This is a genomic window from Limnospira sp. PMC 289.06, from assembly GCF_032350395.1.
GTDB lineage: Bacteria > Cyanobacteriota > Cyanobacteriia > Cyanobacteriales > Microcoleaceae > Limnospira > Limnospira platensis.
In genome coordinates, this window is record NZ_JARPLC010000001.1 from 100,807 (window position 1) to 114,776 (window position 13,970).

The 13,970-nt window shown below is 42.4% G+C and carries 14 protein-coding genes; 2 read left to right on the plus strand and 12 right to left on the minus strand.

All coding sequences use genetic code 11. From position 1 onward, the window contains the following. Nucleotides 1-171: 171 nt before the first annotated feature. Nucleotides 172-1,752 carry an NAD(P)H-quinone oxidoreductase subunit N gene (locus P5674_RS00445; RefSeq protein ID WP_006617584.1) on the plus strand — a complete coding sequence of 527 codons (1,581 nt, stop codon included), beginning with the start codon at nt 172-174 and terminating at the stop codon, nt 1,750-1,752. Nucleotides 1,753-1,846: 94 nt separating this feature from the next. Here the strand turns inward: P5674_RS00445 and cmoB are convergent, their stop codons facing one another. Together cmoB and cmoA are read right to left on the minus strand one after the other, a co-directional pair. Further along, nucleotides 1,847-2,812 carry a tRNA 5-methoxyuridine(34)/uridine 5-oxyacetic acid(34) synthase CmoB gene (gene cmoB, locus P5674_RS00450; protein WP_006617583.1) on the minus strand — a complete coding sequence of 322 codons (966 nt, stop codon included), beginning with the start codon at nt 2,810-2,812 and terminating at the stop codon, nt 1,847-1,849. 59 nt (nt 2,813-2,871) lie between these two features. After that, nucleotides 2,872-3,627: a carboxy-S-adenosyl-L-methionine synthase CmoA gene (cmoA, locus tag P5674_RS00455; RefSeq protein WP_006617582.1), complete on the minus strand. Its 756-nt coding sequence runs from the start codon at nt 3,625-3,627 to the stop codon at nt 2,872-2,874. Between the two features lie 151 nt (nt 3,628-3,778). Between cmoA and P5674_RS00460 the strand changes: the two genes are divergently transcribed. Beyond that, nucleotides 3,779-4,390, plus strand: a complete 612-nt coding sequence (locus tag P5674_RS00460; RefSeq protein WP_014273987.1) for a LysE family translocator — start codon at nt 3,779-3,781, stop codon at nt 4,388-4,390. On the opposite strand, the gene P5674_RS00465 is transcribed toward P5674_RS00460, so the two are convergent. From P5674_RS00465 to P5674_RS00510, 10 genes are all read right to left on the minus strand, one after another. Next, complete coding sequence (locus P5674_RS00465; RefSeq protein WP_006617580.1) at nt 4,361-5,008, minus strand: cyclase family protein; 648 nt, start codon at nt 5,006-5,008, stop codon at nt 4,361-4,363. The genes P5674_RS00460 and P5674_RS00465 overlap by 30 nt on opposite strands. A gap of 82 nt (nt 5,009-5,090) precedes the next feature. After that, a complete protein-coding gene (locus tag P5674_RS00470) occupies nt 5,091-5,801 on the minus strand; it encodes a tRNA1(Val) (adenine(37)-N6)-methyltransferase (RefSeq protein WP_006617579.1) in 711 nt (236 codons plus the stop codon). Between the two features lie 8 nt (nt 5,802-5,809). Further along, nucleotides 5,810-6,970 (minus strand): U32 family peptidase, encoded by a 1,161-nt coding sequence (locus tag P5674_RS00475; protein WP_006617578.1) that lies wholly within the window; start codon nt 6,968-6,970, stop codon nt 5,810-5,812. Between the two features lie 14 nt (nt 6,971-6,984). Next, nucleotides 6,985-8,235, minus strand: a complete 1,251-nt coding sequence (locus P5674_RS00480; protein WP_006617577.1) for a peptidase U32 family protein — start codon at nt 8,233-8,235, stop codon at nt 6,985-6,987. 14 nt (nt 8,236-8,249) lie between these two features. Continuing rightward, nucleotides 8,250-9,542 carry an S-layer homology domain-containing protein gene (locus tag P5674_RS00485; RefSeq protein ID WP_014273989.1) on the minus strand — a complete coding sequence of 431 codons (1,293 nt, stop codon included), beginning with the start codon at nt 9,540-9,542 and terminating at the stop codon, nt 8,250-8,252. 51 nt (nt 9,543-9,593) lie between these two features. Then, nucleotides 9,594-10,277, minus strand: a complete 684-nt coding sequence (locus P5674_RS00490; RefSeq protein ID WP_006617575.1) for an SDR family oxidoreductase — start codon at nt 10,275-10,277, stop codon at nt 9,594-9,596. Nucleotides 10,278-10,321: 44 nt separating this feature from the next. Beyond that, complete coding sequence (gene bioF, locus P5674_RS00495; RefSeq protein WP_014273991.1) at nt 10,322-11,500, minus strand: 8-amino-7-oxononanoate synthase; 1,179 nt, start codon at nt 11,498-11,500, stop codon at nt 10,322-10,324. Between the two features lie 12 nt (nt 11,501-11,512). Beyond that, a complete protein-coding gene (locus P5674_RS00500; protein ID WP_006618852.1) occupies nt 11,513-11,743 on the minus strand; it encodes a hypothetical protein in 231 nt (76 codons plus the stop codon). Continuing rightward, nucleotides 11,734-12,609, minus strand: a complete 876-nt coding sequence (locus tag P5674_RS00505; protein ID WP_006618851.1) for an ion transporter — start codon at nt 12,607-12,609, stop codon at nt 11,734-11,736. Before P5674_RS00505 ends, P5674_RS00500 begins: the two co-directional genes overlap by 10 nt. A gap of 116 nt (nt 12,610-12,725) precedes the next feature. Further along, a complete protein-coding gene (locus tag P5674_RS00510; RefSeq protein WP_006618850.1) occupies nt 12,726-13,955 on the minus strand; it encodes an HhoA/HhoB/HtrA family serine endopeptidase in 1,230 nt (409 codons plus the stop codon). Between the last annotated feature and the right edge of the window lie 15 nt (nt 13,956-13,970).

Consider the following 13,970-nt stretch of genomic DNA (forward strand, 5'->3'; position numbering starts at 1 on the left):
ATATCCTGGTATCCAATGTAATTGACCCCAGAACCCGCCCCTACAGTCTTGGGTTCCGGTAGGGAGCTAAAGAGACCCAACAGGTGGTAAAATCGGAGAGCTAACAGACCCAAGACTGTCCCCCTAGGGGCAAAATGTTAAAGTGTGTGAATTTAATTGCTGTGGGAACCTATGGATTTTTCTAATCTAGCGGCCCAGTTGAATGCTGGGGCGATTTTACCAGAAAGTATTGTATTGATCACTTTGATGGTGGTCTTAATCGGTGATCTAATTGTAGGGCGGACAGCATCTGCTAAATGGACACCCTATGCCGCTATTGGCGGGTTGCTGCTGTCTATCGTGGCTTTATACTCCCAGTGGGATAGTACCAACACCCTGGCGTTTTTGGGGAGTTTTAATGCTGATCCCCTCAGTATTGTATTCCGGGGAATTATTGCCCTGTCGGCGGCAGTGACAATTTTGATGTCCGTTAGCTATATTGAACAAACGGGAACCGCTTTAGCAGAATTTATTTGTATTTTGCTGACAGCGACTCTGGGGGGGATGTTCCTGTCTGGGGCTAATGAGTTGGTGATGATCTTTGTGTCCCTGGAAACTCTCAGTATTTCCTCTTATATGCTGACAGGATACGCTAAACGAGACCCTCGGTCGAATGAGGCGGCGCTGAAATATCTGCTAATTGGGGCAGCTAGTGCGTCGGTGTTCCTGTATGGTTTATCGTTGCTGTATGGTCTATCTGGCGGCGAAACTAACCTAAATGCGATCGCCCAAGCCATTGCTAATAACGGAGTAAGTGACTCTCTGGGGCTGGTAATTGCTTTAGTATTTGTAATTGCGGGAATTTCGTTTAAGATATCGGCGGTTCCTTTCCACCAGTGGACTCCTGATGTCTATGAAGGTTCACCAACTCCGGTGGTCGCATTTCTCTCCGTGGGGTCCAAGGCGGCCGGGTTTGCTTTGGCAATTCGTCTGTTATTAAATGCTTTCCCTGTATTGTCGGAACAGTGGCACTTTGTGTTTACTGCCCTAGCCATCCTCAGTATGATCTTAGGAAATGTCGTGGCCCTCGCCCAAACCAGCATGAAACGGATGTTGGCTTATTCTTCTATCGCCCAGGCGGGGTTTGTCATGATTGGGTTAATTGCCGGAACTGAGGCGGGTTATTCCAGCATGGTATTTTACCTGTTGATTTACCTGTTTATGAACTTGGGCGGTTTTACCTGCGTGATTCTGTTCTCCCTGCGGACCGGTACAGACCAAATTAGTGAGTATAGCGGTTTGTATCAAAAAGACCCCCTACTAACTTTGGGGTTGAGTATTTGTCTGTTGTCTTTGGGTGGTATTCCTCCCTTGGCTGGATTTTTTGGGAAAATTTATCTATTCTGGGCCGGTTGGCAAGCGGGGTTATATGCCCTGGTTTTACTGGGTTTAGTTACCAGTGTGGTTTCCATTTACTACTACATTCGGGTAGTGAAAATGATGGTGGTTAAGGAACCTCACGAAATGTCTGATGTGGTGAAAAATTATCCGCCAATTCGCTGGAATTTGCCGGGGATGCGTCCCTTACAGGTGGGCTTGGTTTTGTCGGTAATTGTCACCTCTCTGGCGGGGATTTTATCTAATCCTTTGTTTACCCTGGCTAATGATTCTGTTAGCCGTAGCCCCATATTCCAACAGGCGGCAATTTCGCAGGCGGAAACTGTGGCAACTGTTGATGTTATTTCTAGTCCGGCAATAATCGCTCAGGATTAGTAATCACCTGGTTTAGGGGCGGGTGATATCGACAGCTTTTTAGTTGCTCGCAAATCTGGCTAAACTCGCCCCTAATCATAGCGGTTGGCAGTAATTACCCCCGTTGGGCGATCGCATAATATCTCCACGGGGCGGGGTATCCTTCCATGGTTTCTTGGGGATTTTCGGGGTTGAGAAACTCCTGTAAACTGTCGATATTAGCCCAGGTAGTCCGCCGTTGTTCTTCTACTGATAAAGGTGAAGCGAAAATACAGCGAACTTTAGTAAATCCTGCCCTAATCATCCAGGTTTCTAAACAGGACTGGGTGGGGAGAAACCAAATTCCTTTGGCGTTGGCGTAGCGTTGGCGAGGGGTGAGGGCGATCGCTTTTTCTCCGGGGATACCCTGACAGTCGATGATGATTTCTCCTTTTGGCGCTAAGGCTTGCCGCATTTTTCTCAATAAACCAATGGGGTCGGTGTGGTGATAGAGAATACCTAAGCAGAAAATGGTATCGAAAAATTGGGGATAATAATCTATATGTTCGACTCCTAATAATTCAAAATGTAGGTTTGACTGACGGACTAGGTTTTGCATTAGTTGGAAGTTCCAAAAGTGTTTGGCGTAGGGTTCAAAGCCAATTACACAATCGGGTTGCTGGTCTGCCATGCGAAACATATAATAACCATTATGGCAGCCAATATCCGCTACTTTTCGCTGTTTTAGGGGCTGAATATGGGGGGTAATTCTCTCCCATTTTAAATGCGATCGCCATTCCGCATCTATCAGGGTTCCAAATAATTCAAAAGGCCCTTTTTTCCAGGGGCAAAAAGTTTTTAATGTCGCCTCAAACCGCCGTTGCTGGTCTGCGGAAAGTTCCCCCAAGCGTCCGATTTTCACCACCGAACCCGACAAGTCAAACCATTGAGTTTGGATATCCTCAACTGCTTCTACTGCTTCTCTATACCGGTTTATTTTATCATCAAATAACCGAGGATAAGCATATTGGCGCTGTTGCTGAATCCCATCACGGTTAATGTCGATATCATAGGCAGCCAAATAATCATCAGCATGGTACATATAACAATCCTTATTCGCTGTCAATTTTCCATCAATAATTAGCCAAGGGTCATTGGGGGTTATTTGATAGCAATAAATGAGGTGAAATTGTGAAACTTTAATAAGGAATCCACCGCCGCAAATCCACTGTCATGCAGCATGGCTACCTGTTGCATTTGAGTGAGGGGAATTAAGACATTTTCTAGGGCTTCCTTTTTGCGTTCAATCTCATTTGTCGCATAGCCGTTTCTGGTTTTAAAGGCTTCATAATGGCGGGTCATGGTTTCCTGGAATTGGGGATAAGGCGATCGTAATTTTTCACTCAGGAATAATAAACCACCCGGCACTAACCCTTCATAAACCGCATTTAAAACCTGTTGTCTCTGGTGAACCGGCAGAAATTGTAGGGTATAATTCATCACCACAATACTGCTATTTTCAAAACTACTATTTCCCGCACTTTCACAGATTAACTCTATGTGGTGGGTGTCTTCTAAACCTGATAACTTTTCCTTAGCTTTCGCTAACATAGGTTCCGAGTTGTCAATACCAACTAGGGTAGCAGGTGTTTTTAAAAATCGCCCCAGTAACTCTAAAAACGTCCCCGTTGAACAACCCACATCAATAATTTTAGTACCAGGTTGATAATAGGCTTTAGTCCATTGTACCGCACAGGCAACCACTTCTTTATATAGGGGAACCGAACGGGAAACCATATCATCAAAAACCCGCACCACATCTTCATTAAAAGTAAAAGGTTTTGGCCAGGTTTCCTGTTCAAATAGTTGGTCTTTGTCGGAACTTAGATAAAGTTCTGTATCCCAGAAGTTAGTCATAATTTAATTTTCCATATCGGGTCATACAATCATATTTTACAACCAACCTGCCTCCCCAACATCAATAATGACGGTAACAGACATTACTGATAATTTCAGAAATTGATAAATTTGATAATATCATGTAATAGTTCAACCATCAAATACCCAGATGAATCTTATGTTTTTGGCTAAAGGTTTAGTTATTGGCTTCTCCATTGCTGCCCCCATTGGACCCATTGGAATTTTGTGTATTAGGAGGTCTCTGACTCAAGGTAAAATAGTTGGCTTAGTGTCCGGTTTGGGGGCGGCTACTGCTGATGCAATTTATGGCTTTATGGCTGGTTTTGGACTCACAGCAATTTCTAGTTTACTCCTGGGTCAACAAACATTATTAAGAATATTGGGCGGTTTATTTTTATGCTATTTGGGCTGCAAAATTTTTGGGGATAAGCCAGCTAATGAGTCTGCTAAAATTAACCATAAACTCGGTGCTTATGCTTCCACCTTTTTATTAACTCTCACTAATCCCATGACTATTTTAGGGTTTATTGCTATTTTTTCTGGCTTGGGTTTAGGGGAAACCAATAACTATTTTGATGCCACGTTGTTAGTGTTAGGAGTATTTTGGGGTTCCGCCCTCTGGTGGTTACTGTTGGTGGGGTTCATTGAATTATTTCGCGATCGCTTAAATTCTACTATTTTTCAATGGGTTAATCGAGTATCTGGGCTAATAATTATCAGTTTTGGTATCTTAGCCATTGCTACAGTTATATGGCAATAAAACCGCCCTAGCTGGCGCACCCTCTGACCCGATAATTTTTAAAGGTAGACAAATTAACTGATATTCTCCAGGTGCAATTTCCGCTAAATTAATGCCTTCTAAAATAACCACTCCTGCAGTCAGTAATATTTCATGAGTTAAGGGACTATCATTAAACCTTTGAACTGACAGATAATCAACACCGACTAATTGAATACCAGCATCAACTACCCATTGGGCGGCATCAGCAGTTAAGGCAACATAATCTTGTTTAAATTCCGATATTCCTCGCTCCCAAAGCTGAGAATTAGCAGTTTTAAATAAGATTCTTTCCGTGTCTTTGGGGATGTTTAATTTATTTAATAAATTAGCAGTAATTTCGGTAACATCAGCCACTGAAATTACTAAAGCCCGCCCGATTAACGTCTCTAATGATAGTTGTTCGACAGTAAGACCACCATTAATAAAATGAGAGGGAGCATCTACATGGGTTCCCACATGAACGCTGCTTGCCATTTTAGAAACATTTACCCCATGTTGGTCAATGGTTTTGGTAGACTCTAGTTGAAAGTTTAAACCTCCTGGCCAAGTGGGGAGTTGGGAGTGTAGACCAACGGAAATATCGAGTATTTTTACCATGTTGATAACCCCAGGAATTGACAACCTTGCTCTAATTATACCATGAGTTATCTTACTATTCATATAATGATAATTAGAGACTTCAATATTTCAAATAAAAATCACGGATTAATGCGATAAATTCATCACTGTAAATGTGTCGGTATTTTTCAATTATTAAGGTGTGTGTCTGGCAGGGTTTTTGATGTTTGCTTAATTCCATAATGATGCGTTTAACGGAATGTGTGGCTGTGGGTTTGATTAACAATTGACGATCGCAATATAATCCGAAGGTTGGGGCTATGTCTTGAAAGTTGATGGCGGCTGCTGTGGGATAAATTATTGCTAGTTTCCCGGTGGGTTTTAATAATTTGGTCGTTACTTGTAAAATATCTAGCTGGGAGAGGCTGTCGCTATGTTTGGCGAGGGCTATTTGATGATTATTGGGTTTATAAGCATTGGCAAAAAAGGGGGGATTAGAAATGATTAAATCGTATTGTATATCACAGAAATCCGCATATTGTTGGATAGAATTATGATGAATTTTTAGGCGCGATCGCCAAGGGGAATTAGCTATATTTTCACTGGCTTGTATATAAGCATCTCTATCAATTTCTACAGCATCAATTTTCGCTGGTGAACGTTGGGCTAAGATTAAAGCAATTAATCCGCTTCCCGTCCCAATATCTAAGATATTATCGACAGATTTTACATCTGTCCAGGTTCCTAATATTACCCCGTCTGTGCCGACTTTCATCCCACAGCGATCCTGAAAAATGGTAAACTGTTTAAACTGAAATTTATGGCTGACCATACCTAGGATTAATTGCGTAAAATTAAACTACCTGGGGTAACTTTTTTAATCCAGTCGGTGATGATAATTTGGTCACGATCGCCTTTTTTGATTGGGTCTCCTTGGAGATTTTTAAATGTCACAGTTTCAGGAATATCAACTTTTTCTCCGGTGGGAATTACCACTTGATTAATTTCGGATATATCAAAAGGACGTAGGACTTGGAAAACGATATATTTACCACTTTCTCCCCCCAAAACTTCGGCGACACATGAATCATTGCGATAATGGGAAATTTTGGATTTTGACTTCATTCGGGAGAAAATAGAGGTGGTGCGATTAGCTTTAAAAAATGGCGATCGCGCTTCGGTCTGCCAATTTTTTTTAAGGGTTACTGGGTCGGTGAAAATCTGCTCACATATCTGGTCAATATCTGGGGCTAAATTACCATTTTTTCCGAAGTGTCTGAGGTCTAGGCGCAGGCTATGTAAACCCGCCTTTTCTAGTCCCTCTAGTTGATCTAAAATAAACCAATCTTTATCTAAAAATAGAAAAGTTCCCTGGTGAGTTTCTACCGCAGGAAGGGGGCGATCGCCATTTTCTTCAGCCATAGCTTTCACTTCAATAAAACCTTGATTATTCTCCTCTGATATATGTTCAGCTAATAGCGATCGGGGTGAGTAAAAAAGCAAAATTCTCCCCACCCCCAATACTTCACAGGGTACAGGTAATTTCTGGCAATATTCAATTAACTTATTTTCGGGAATTTCAGTTGATAAAATCAGACGTTCTAAACATCCAGCGAACAGTTGACACCATCCTATTAACGCCTCAAAATTATGATTTCCTGTCTCTACAATTAACTGAATAGGTAATTGGGGATAATGAACCATTAACCATTCCGCCGCGCCAGGATCACATACTCGAATAGCGGCAAAATTTAGGAGATCCCAATAACAGAGGCGATCGACAATTTGCATCATCACCCCTTCGGTCATTAAAATATCCCAGACCAAAACCGGACGCAACCCCCGCTTTTTCGCCTCTTCCGCCAGAAAAAACGCCTCTGGCTCGGTTAACTTTCCCTGTCTAGCCAATAAAAAAGGTTCTAATAAAACCTCCCCTAAATTAGCTACCCTAGCGCATCTATCTAAGTCCTCTAAACTACCCACAAAAGTATTAAATAGCATCAATTATTCCCTAATTAACTACCAGTAACCATAGAGTATGGGGCTGTTATTTCCACTTTAGATGGAGATAATCTCAGCAAATGCAGTTGGTTAACTTGCGCCAATTTGGGGACTTTGGGGATACAAACAATCCCATCTTTTCGCATACAATTAATCTCCTCACCCACGACGGAAAATAAGCGATTAACTTGATAATTAATGGGCTGACTATGAGGAAGGATAAACTCGACTTTATCTCCCACAGATAAAGGTTCTACCAATTTGATAGCGATCGCCTCTTCAGTCGTATCTAAAACCATCCCTAAATAATCATGAGTTCCGGTATTATTTCCGGCGGCTTGCTCAAAAACCGAACCATCACCCGCCGCCGTTTCTAGGGAACCAGAAAAATAATCCCTATGGGGAATTGACTGTAAATCTGCCGCTATTTCCTGCAATAATTCCGGGGTTAACTCACCTTGAGAATAAGCATCAATCGCCCGACGATAGGCTTTACAAGTCATCGCTACATAAAAGGATGATTTCATCCGTCCTTCAATTTTTAGGGAACAAATGTGATGTTTGAAAAAATCACCCACCTGATAGATACCCCACAAATCTTTGGAGGACATAAAGGTAATTGGGGAAGCCTCAGAAGATAGTTGATAAGGAAGGCGACAGGATTGAATACATCCACCTCGGTTAGAATCCCGTCCGGCGGTATAATTAGAAATGGTACAATGTCCAGAATATGCCATACACATCGCCCCATGAATAAACATCTCTATTTCTAAGGGCGCTTTCTGGGGATTTTCGGCTGAGAATTTAGCCCGAATTTGACCAGCTTCGGGGATGCTAACTTCCCTACCTAAAATTAGGCGATCGACCCCAAATCTCGTCCAGAGTCTCGCTGCATATCCATTTAAACAGGAAGCCTGAGTTGATAGGTGAATTTTCAGATTAGAACAGTTTTTAATAACTCGCATAACTCCCAAATCGGAGACAATGACTGCATCCACATTGAGCTGTTCTAATAGTTGACAATAATCCCCAAATTCGCTAAAATCTTCATCATGAAGGAAAGCGTTTAAAGTTACATAAACTTTAGCACCCTGTTGATGAGCAAATGTAACACCTCTCTGTAATTCTTCGGGGCTAAAATTATCAGCCCTAGCCCGCAATCCATAATTTTGACCGCCCAGATAGACAGCATCTGCGCCATAGGTAATAGCAACTTGTAATCTTTCTAAATTCTTGGCTGGGGCTAATAGTTCTGGTTTCCACATAACAAAAAAACTGCTTAACTAACGGGTGTCTGATTAACTTCTAAAATCTCTCTAACGGTTCGTCCATCTCCTTGAAATCCAAAATACCATAAAGCTGTCGCTGCTTCCGCCCTAGTGACAGTTTTTTGCGGTTGAAATAGGGTAGTAAATCCAAACACGCGCCGAATATTAGCATTATCTCCGTTATCAAAATCTGCTAAAATTGCCCTGATTGCATTACTATTAATTTTCGAGGCATCCTGAAATCCCCAACGTTGTTCAACGGCATCTACAGTCCCTTGGGGTAAGCCTTGGCGAGTATCTAAGGGCACTTTCCAAAGGATTAAATACTCGCGGGTTAAGGGTGCATCTGGGCGGAATTGCACGGCGGTAGAATCCCCTGATAAAGAACTAGGAATTAATCCAGCTTCAGCTAGTCCTTGAATTTCGGAAAAATAGGGATGATTCGCGGGAACATCGGTAAATACAGGTTGACTACTAGAAATGGCTAAACGAATTTGTCTACCGGGAATATCAGCATAAATTTTATTGTTAGCTTGGACTAAAGCGCGGGCAAATTCTCCCCTGGTAATAGCTTGATTAGGATTAGGAAAATTTTGCTCAAAAATACCTATTTGGGCGACATCCATGGCAAACTGTTTTAATTCCTGGGGAATGTCGCTAGTTGTAGAAGTGGTGGGGGTAGGGGTGGGAGTAGTTTCAGATTCTGGGGTAGGACTTGAAGTGGTAGCTGTAGGGTCAGGAGACTCTGGGGACTCGGAGGGGGTAGTTTCGGGTTGAGAAGCGATCGCTTGTGGGTCGCGAGAATAGTCTATAGAAAACTTAGTTTTTCCCTCTAATACTTGCTCCAATTGCAGGTTAATTGTTACCTGTAAATCCTGTTTAGTCGCCACCAACAAACCATCACTTTCTTGGTCGCTATTGCTAACTATTTCCCAGCCATCTGATGTCAATCTATTTTGATAGTAGGTTTTGACTAAATCAATGGAGTCGGTGGTTCCCCAAACTGTTGAAGTTTTTTGTGTATCGCTGGCTGCGAGGGTAACATCTTGTAAGCTGGAACCGGGATAAATGGCGATTTCTTGGGGGAAATTAGCGGGTAATTTGAGAAAATCATCCGGGGGGGAAATTTGCTGATTTTCGGTATCAGTAGATTCCTGAAAAGGTTGATTTTCTTGCAGTTGTGGATCTGCTTCTAAAGATTGTTGTAAGGAGTCTCCTAGGGTACTGTTGGCACAACTACTTAATAGGGCAGTTATGCCAATTATGGGGATAAGTTTGATTAAATAGGGGCGGGAATATTTCACGATTTTAGGTTCTCAATGGGTTGATAATTACTCAAGGAAATGGCTGATAATTTAATTGGGGACAGTTACGGGAACCCCATTTTTTTTGGGGCTCAGTCCTAGAATAAAAGGAACTGCTTTTTTCACCCATTCCTGTGGGGAAGTAAAAGCGGCTGCATCTTCTCCATAACAAATTTCTAACATATCTGTGTGAATAATTCCCGGACTCATGGGAATGGCTGCTAACCCTGGGGGAAGTTCCTGGGCGAGGGCTTGGGTTAACCCTTCGATCGCCCATTTTGAGGTACAATAGGTGGCTACCTGGGGAGAAGTAGATCGCCCCCAACCGGAACTCAGGTTAATGATGATACCGCTACCCCGTTTAATCATGGCGGGGACTAGATAACGGATAACATTTGCTACTCCTTTAATATTGACATCAATTACCTGATTAAATTCATGGGGTGGCACTTCCCACAGGGGCGCAAGTGGATTAATAATGGCGGCGTTATTAATAACTATATCGGGGGCAGGATAATTTTTTAATAGGTGGTTAACCCAATTTTCGACTGATTGATGGTCTTCGACATTAACTACTTGAAAATCATGGGGTTTTCCATATTGTTGGTTCAGTAGGTCTATGGGTTCCGGGGAACGGGCGCAACCAATAACGGTATGCCCTAAATTAATAAAACTCTCGGTCAAAACTCTACCTAAACCTCGACTGACTCCAGTAATTAAAATAATCTTACTCATCATTAACTCCTATTTAGCCATTAATTAGTTTAACAGATAATCGTTTAAATTGCCATCATAAACTCTATCAATCTGTCAATATGTTCTGGTTCATGGGTTGCCATTAAGGAAATCCGCAGGCGGCTGGTGGTGACGGTGGGGGGGCGAATAGCGGGGGCAAAAATTCCCTGCTGTTGTAATTTTTGGGCTACCTGTAAAGCGATCGCTGCATTTTTTAGGTGGTAGCATAAAATCGGGGAAGTAAAACTGGTAAAGCCGGAAAAATTGGGATTTTCAGAATTATCAATATTCCCTAATTTTTGCTGAATAGTTGCCACATTTTCCCATAATTGGGCGCGTCGGTGGGGTTCTTGTTGCACAATTTTAACTGCTGTTAAAGCGGCTGCTGTATCCGCTGGAGTTAAACCCGTTGTATAAATCCAACTAGGGGCGCGGTTTCGCAAAAAATCAATGGCTGTGGCTGAACCTGCTACATAACCTCCCAGACTTCCTAAAGCCTTACTTAGGGTTCCCATTTGTAACAGGGGAGTCCCGGTTAAATCGAAGTATTCGACACAACCCGCGCCAGTGTTTCCAAAAACTCCGGTAGCGTGGGCTTCATCGACTAATAACATACTATCAAAATCTTGGGCGAGTTCTACTAATTGTGGTAGGGGGCATAAATCGCCATCCATGCTAAACAGAGTGTCGGTTATAATTAGACTTCTGCGGTATTGGTGGCGATGATTTTTTAACAGGTTGGTTAGGTGATTAATGTCGTTGTGGGGATAGTTAAAAACGGTCGCACCGCTGAGTTTTGCCCCCATCTTTAAACTGGAGTGGTTATACTCATCAGAGAGAATGATATCTCGCTGATTAACTATGGCGCTAATAGTGCCAATATTAGCTAAATAACCGGAACTAAAAACTATGGCATCTTCGGTATTTTTCAGGTGAGCGATCGCCAATTCTAGCTGTCTGTGTAATTCCCGATGTCCGGTTAAAAGTCGCGAGCCGGTGGTTCCTGTTCCCCACTCACTGGTCGCGTTCATGGCGGCTTCTATTAGACGTTTATCTCCTGCTAAACCTAAATAATCATTACTCGCAAAATTGAGCATTTCTCGCCCATTTACAGTAATTATCGGACCGGGAAGACTCGTAATGGGTGTAACGGAACGATACCAATTAGCCTGGTGAATAGTATTAAGCGATCGCTGCATCCACCCATAAGCATCTTTAACCATAACTCGTATTTTTTAATCGGGGAATAAATGTTCAGAGGGGTTAATAGTATCGATATCCGCACTATTGCCACGCACAGGAGGCAGCCTTTCGACTAATCCCATATCAAAGGCAATATCTGGCAACTCACCCACCATATATTGTCCGGCTTCCCAAATGCGATTAGGGGTAAAACAGATCTGGCGCAGTTCCACCACTTCGGTGGGGTCAAACATTTGCCTAGACATTCTTCTTTCTAGTCCCATTCTTCTATAATCTCCTCTTTTTTGATTCGATGACGGGCATTTTTGAGGTCATTACTATTAATCATTTTACCACAGTGGGGGCATATAAATCTGGTGACTTCATATTTTTGGGCTTTTCTTTCCTCAATTACCTCCGCAAAGCCAGAGGCGATAATACCTGCGGGAAGTGCAATAATACCAATACCAGTGATGGCTAGAACCGCCCCCAATAATCTCCCCCAGGGGGTAATGGGATAAACATCACCATATCCCACGGTGGTTAATGTCACTACCGCCCACCACATGGCTAAGGGAATATTAGCAAACTGTTCCGGTTGGGCTTCATTTTCCAAAAAATAGATGAGACTCCCGGAGAAAAACAACAAAATTATCACCATTCCTAGGGTCATGATTAACTCTTCTTTTTTATTGTTTAAAACACTTTTAATCATGTTTAATGATTTCATATATCTAGTTAATTTAAAAAACCGCAAAAATCGAATTAATCTAAATAAACGCGCCGCCCTCATATCGGGAATCATCATCGGCAAGAAAAAGGGTAAAACTGCTATTAAATCAATTAAAGCCAAAGGGGTTAACATATATTTAATTCGTCCCCAAAATGGATGCTTATAATGTTCATCGATTGTACAAGACCACAGCCTCAAAATATATTCGATGGTAAAGGAAGCAATGGAAAAATATTCAAAGTTTTGGAATAAAACATAATATCTTTGTCTAAAATCAGCCACAGTAGCTAAAGAAACTGCGATGACATTGAGGACGATTAAAATAATAATAAAAAAATCGAAAATCTTACTAAATGAATCATGGATAGTCCAGACTTCTAAAATGAGGAAAAGTCGTCTTTTGAATTTTGGTAGCATTATTCATAAACCCAGCTAATGTGATGATTTTATTATAAAACACGAAAAGTAGCGATCGCGTAATCATTACCCGATCGCCACTTTCAGAATTATCAACTTAGGGAATAGCCCCAGTGTTACCGACTCACATTAGCATCCTGTAGTTCCCCAGGACGCACCGCGATTTGTTCCGTAGCATTTCCCCGCCTAACTTCCAGTCTTAAAGGCTTCCCAATTTGGGCTTTTTCGACAACCTTCTGTAGTTGGTCTGTTTGAGTAATGGATTTACCATCAATTTTAGTCACCACATCACCGCGACGTAAACCGGCGTTGGCGGCTGGACTGTCAGGAATAACCTGCACTACCAAAACTCCCTCAATTTCAGGAATCATCACCATCGAGTTAGGATCACTATTAAATTCCTTAGCTAATTCTGGCGTTAAAGTAATCATCCGAATACCAATAAACGGATGAGGGATTCTTTCACCCCTGGCTAAATTGTCTTTAATAGCCTTAGCCGTATCAATAGGAATGGCAAAACCAATCCCTTGACCATCGGCGCGAATCGCTGTATTTATGCCAATTACTTCCCCTTGTTCATTTAACAAGGGTCCCCCCGAATTACCAGGGTTAATAGCTGCATCAGTTTGGATAAATTCTAGGCGTTTATCAGGGATTCCTACCTGAGAACTAGGACGGTTTAAAGTGCTAACAATTCCTAAAGTCACCGTGTTATCTAATCCCAGGGGATTACCAACAGCGATCGCCCAATCTCCCACCTGTACTTCCGCCGAATTACCCAACTTAGCCACAGGTAAATTATTGCCATTAATCTTAACCACAGCTAAGTCAGAAGGCTCATCAGCCCCCTTAACTTCTCCTTGAAATTCGCGGCCATCTCGCAGCGTGACAGTAACTTTATCCGCACCTCTGACCACATGGGCGTTAGTTAAAATCATGCCATTACTGTCCACAATAAAACCCGAACCTTGTCCCCGTTGTTGATATTCCCGGGGAAATTGTGGCATATCTTCCCCGAAGAAACGCCGGAAAAATGGATCATCAAAAAAAGGTTGAGGAATATTAGTAGAAACAGTCCTTTCTGTATCCAATCGCACCACCGCCGGACCCACACGATTGACAGCATCGGAAACAAAATTTCCGACCCTTTGGGGGACAAGCGCCACCGTTTCCGGTGGGGTAGTTGACCCCCTTACCACCTCCTGCTTAATGGTCGCCTGGGCTACAGGGGTTAACCAATCAGGAAACAATCGCAGGAATCCTAAAGTTAACCCTACACTCAACACAATGGCGATCGCATAACCGCCAAACCGACCCAAAAAGTTAGATCCTTTTTTGTCTTGCATTAACCAGCCTCTCAA

Bases quoted from the DNA above. Each gene is read 5' to 3' on its own strand.
- P5674_RS00445 (WP_006617584.1), top strand. From the start codon at position 172: ATGGATTTTTCTAATCTAGCGGCCCAGTTGAATGCTGGGGCGATTTTA.
- cmoB (WP_006617583.1), bottom strand. From the start codon at position 2,812: ATGTACCATGCTGATGATTATTTGGCTGCCTATGATATCGACATTAAC.
- cmoA (WP_006617582.1), bottom strand. From the start codon at position 3,627: ATGACTAACTTCTGGGATACAGAACTTTATCTAAGTTCCGACAAAGAC.
- P5674_RS00460 (WP_014273987.1), top strand. From the start codon at position 3,779: ATGAATCTTATGTTTTTGGCTAAAGGTTTAGTTATTGGCTTCTCCATT.
- P5674_RS00465 (WP_006617580.1), bottom strand. From the start codon at position 5,008: ATGGTAAAAATACTCGATATTTCCGTTGGTCTACACTCCCAACTCCCC.
- P5674_RS00470 (WP_006617579.1), bottom strand. From the start codon at position 5,801: ATGGTCAGCCATAAATTTCAGTTTAAACAGTTTACCATTTTTCAGGAT.
- P5674_RS00475 (WP_006617578.1), bottom strand. From the start codon at position 6,970: ATGCTATTTAATACTTTTGTGGGTAGTTTAGAGGACTTAGATAGATGC.
- P5674_RS00480 (WP_006617577.1), bottom strand. From the start codon at position 8,235: ATGTGGAAACCAGAACTATTAGCCCCAGCCAAGAATTTAGAAAGATTA.
- P5674_RS00490 (WP_006617575.1), bottom strand. From the start codon at position 10,277: ATGAGTAAGATTATTTTAATTACTGGAGTCAGTCGAGGTTTAGGTAGA.
- bioF (WP_014273991.1), bottom strand. From the start codon at position 11,500: ATGGTTAAAGATGCTTATGGGTGGATGCAGCGATCGCTTAATACTATT.
- P5674_RS00500 (WP_006618852.1), bottom strand. From the start codon at position 11,743: ATGGGACTAGAAAGAAGAATGTCTAGGCAAATGTTTGACCCCACCGAA.
- P5674_RS00505 (WP_006618851.1), bottom strand. From the start codon at position 12,609: ATGCTACCAAAATTCAAAAGACGACTTTTCCTCATTTTAGAAGTCTGG.
- P5674_RS00510 (WP_006618850.1), bottom strand. From the start codon at position 13,955: ATGCAAGACAAAAAAGGATCTAACTTTTTGGGTCGGTTTGGCGGTTAT.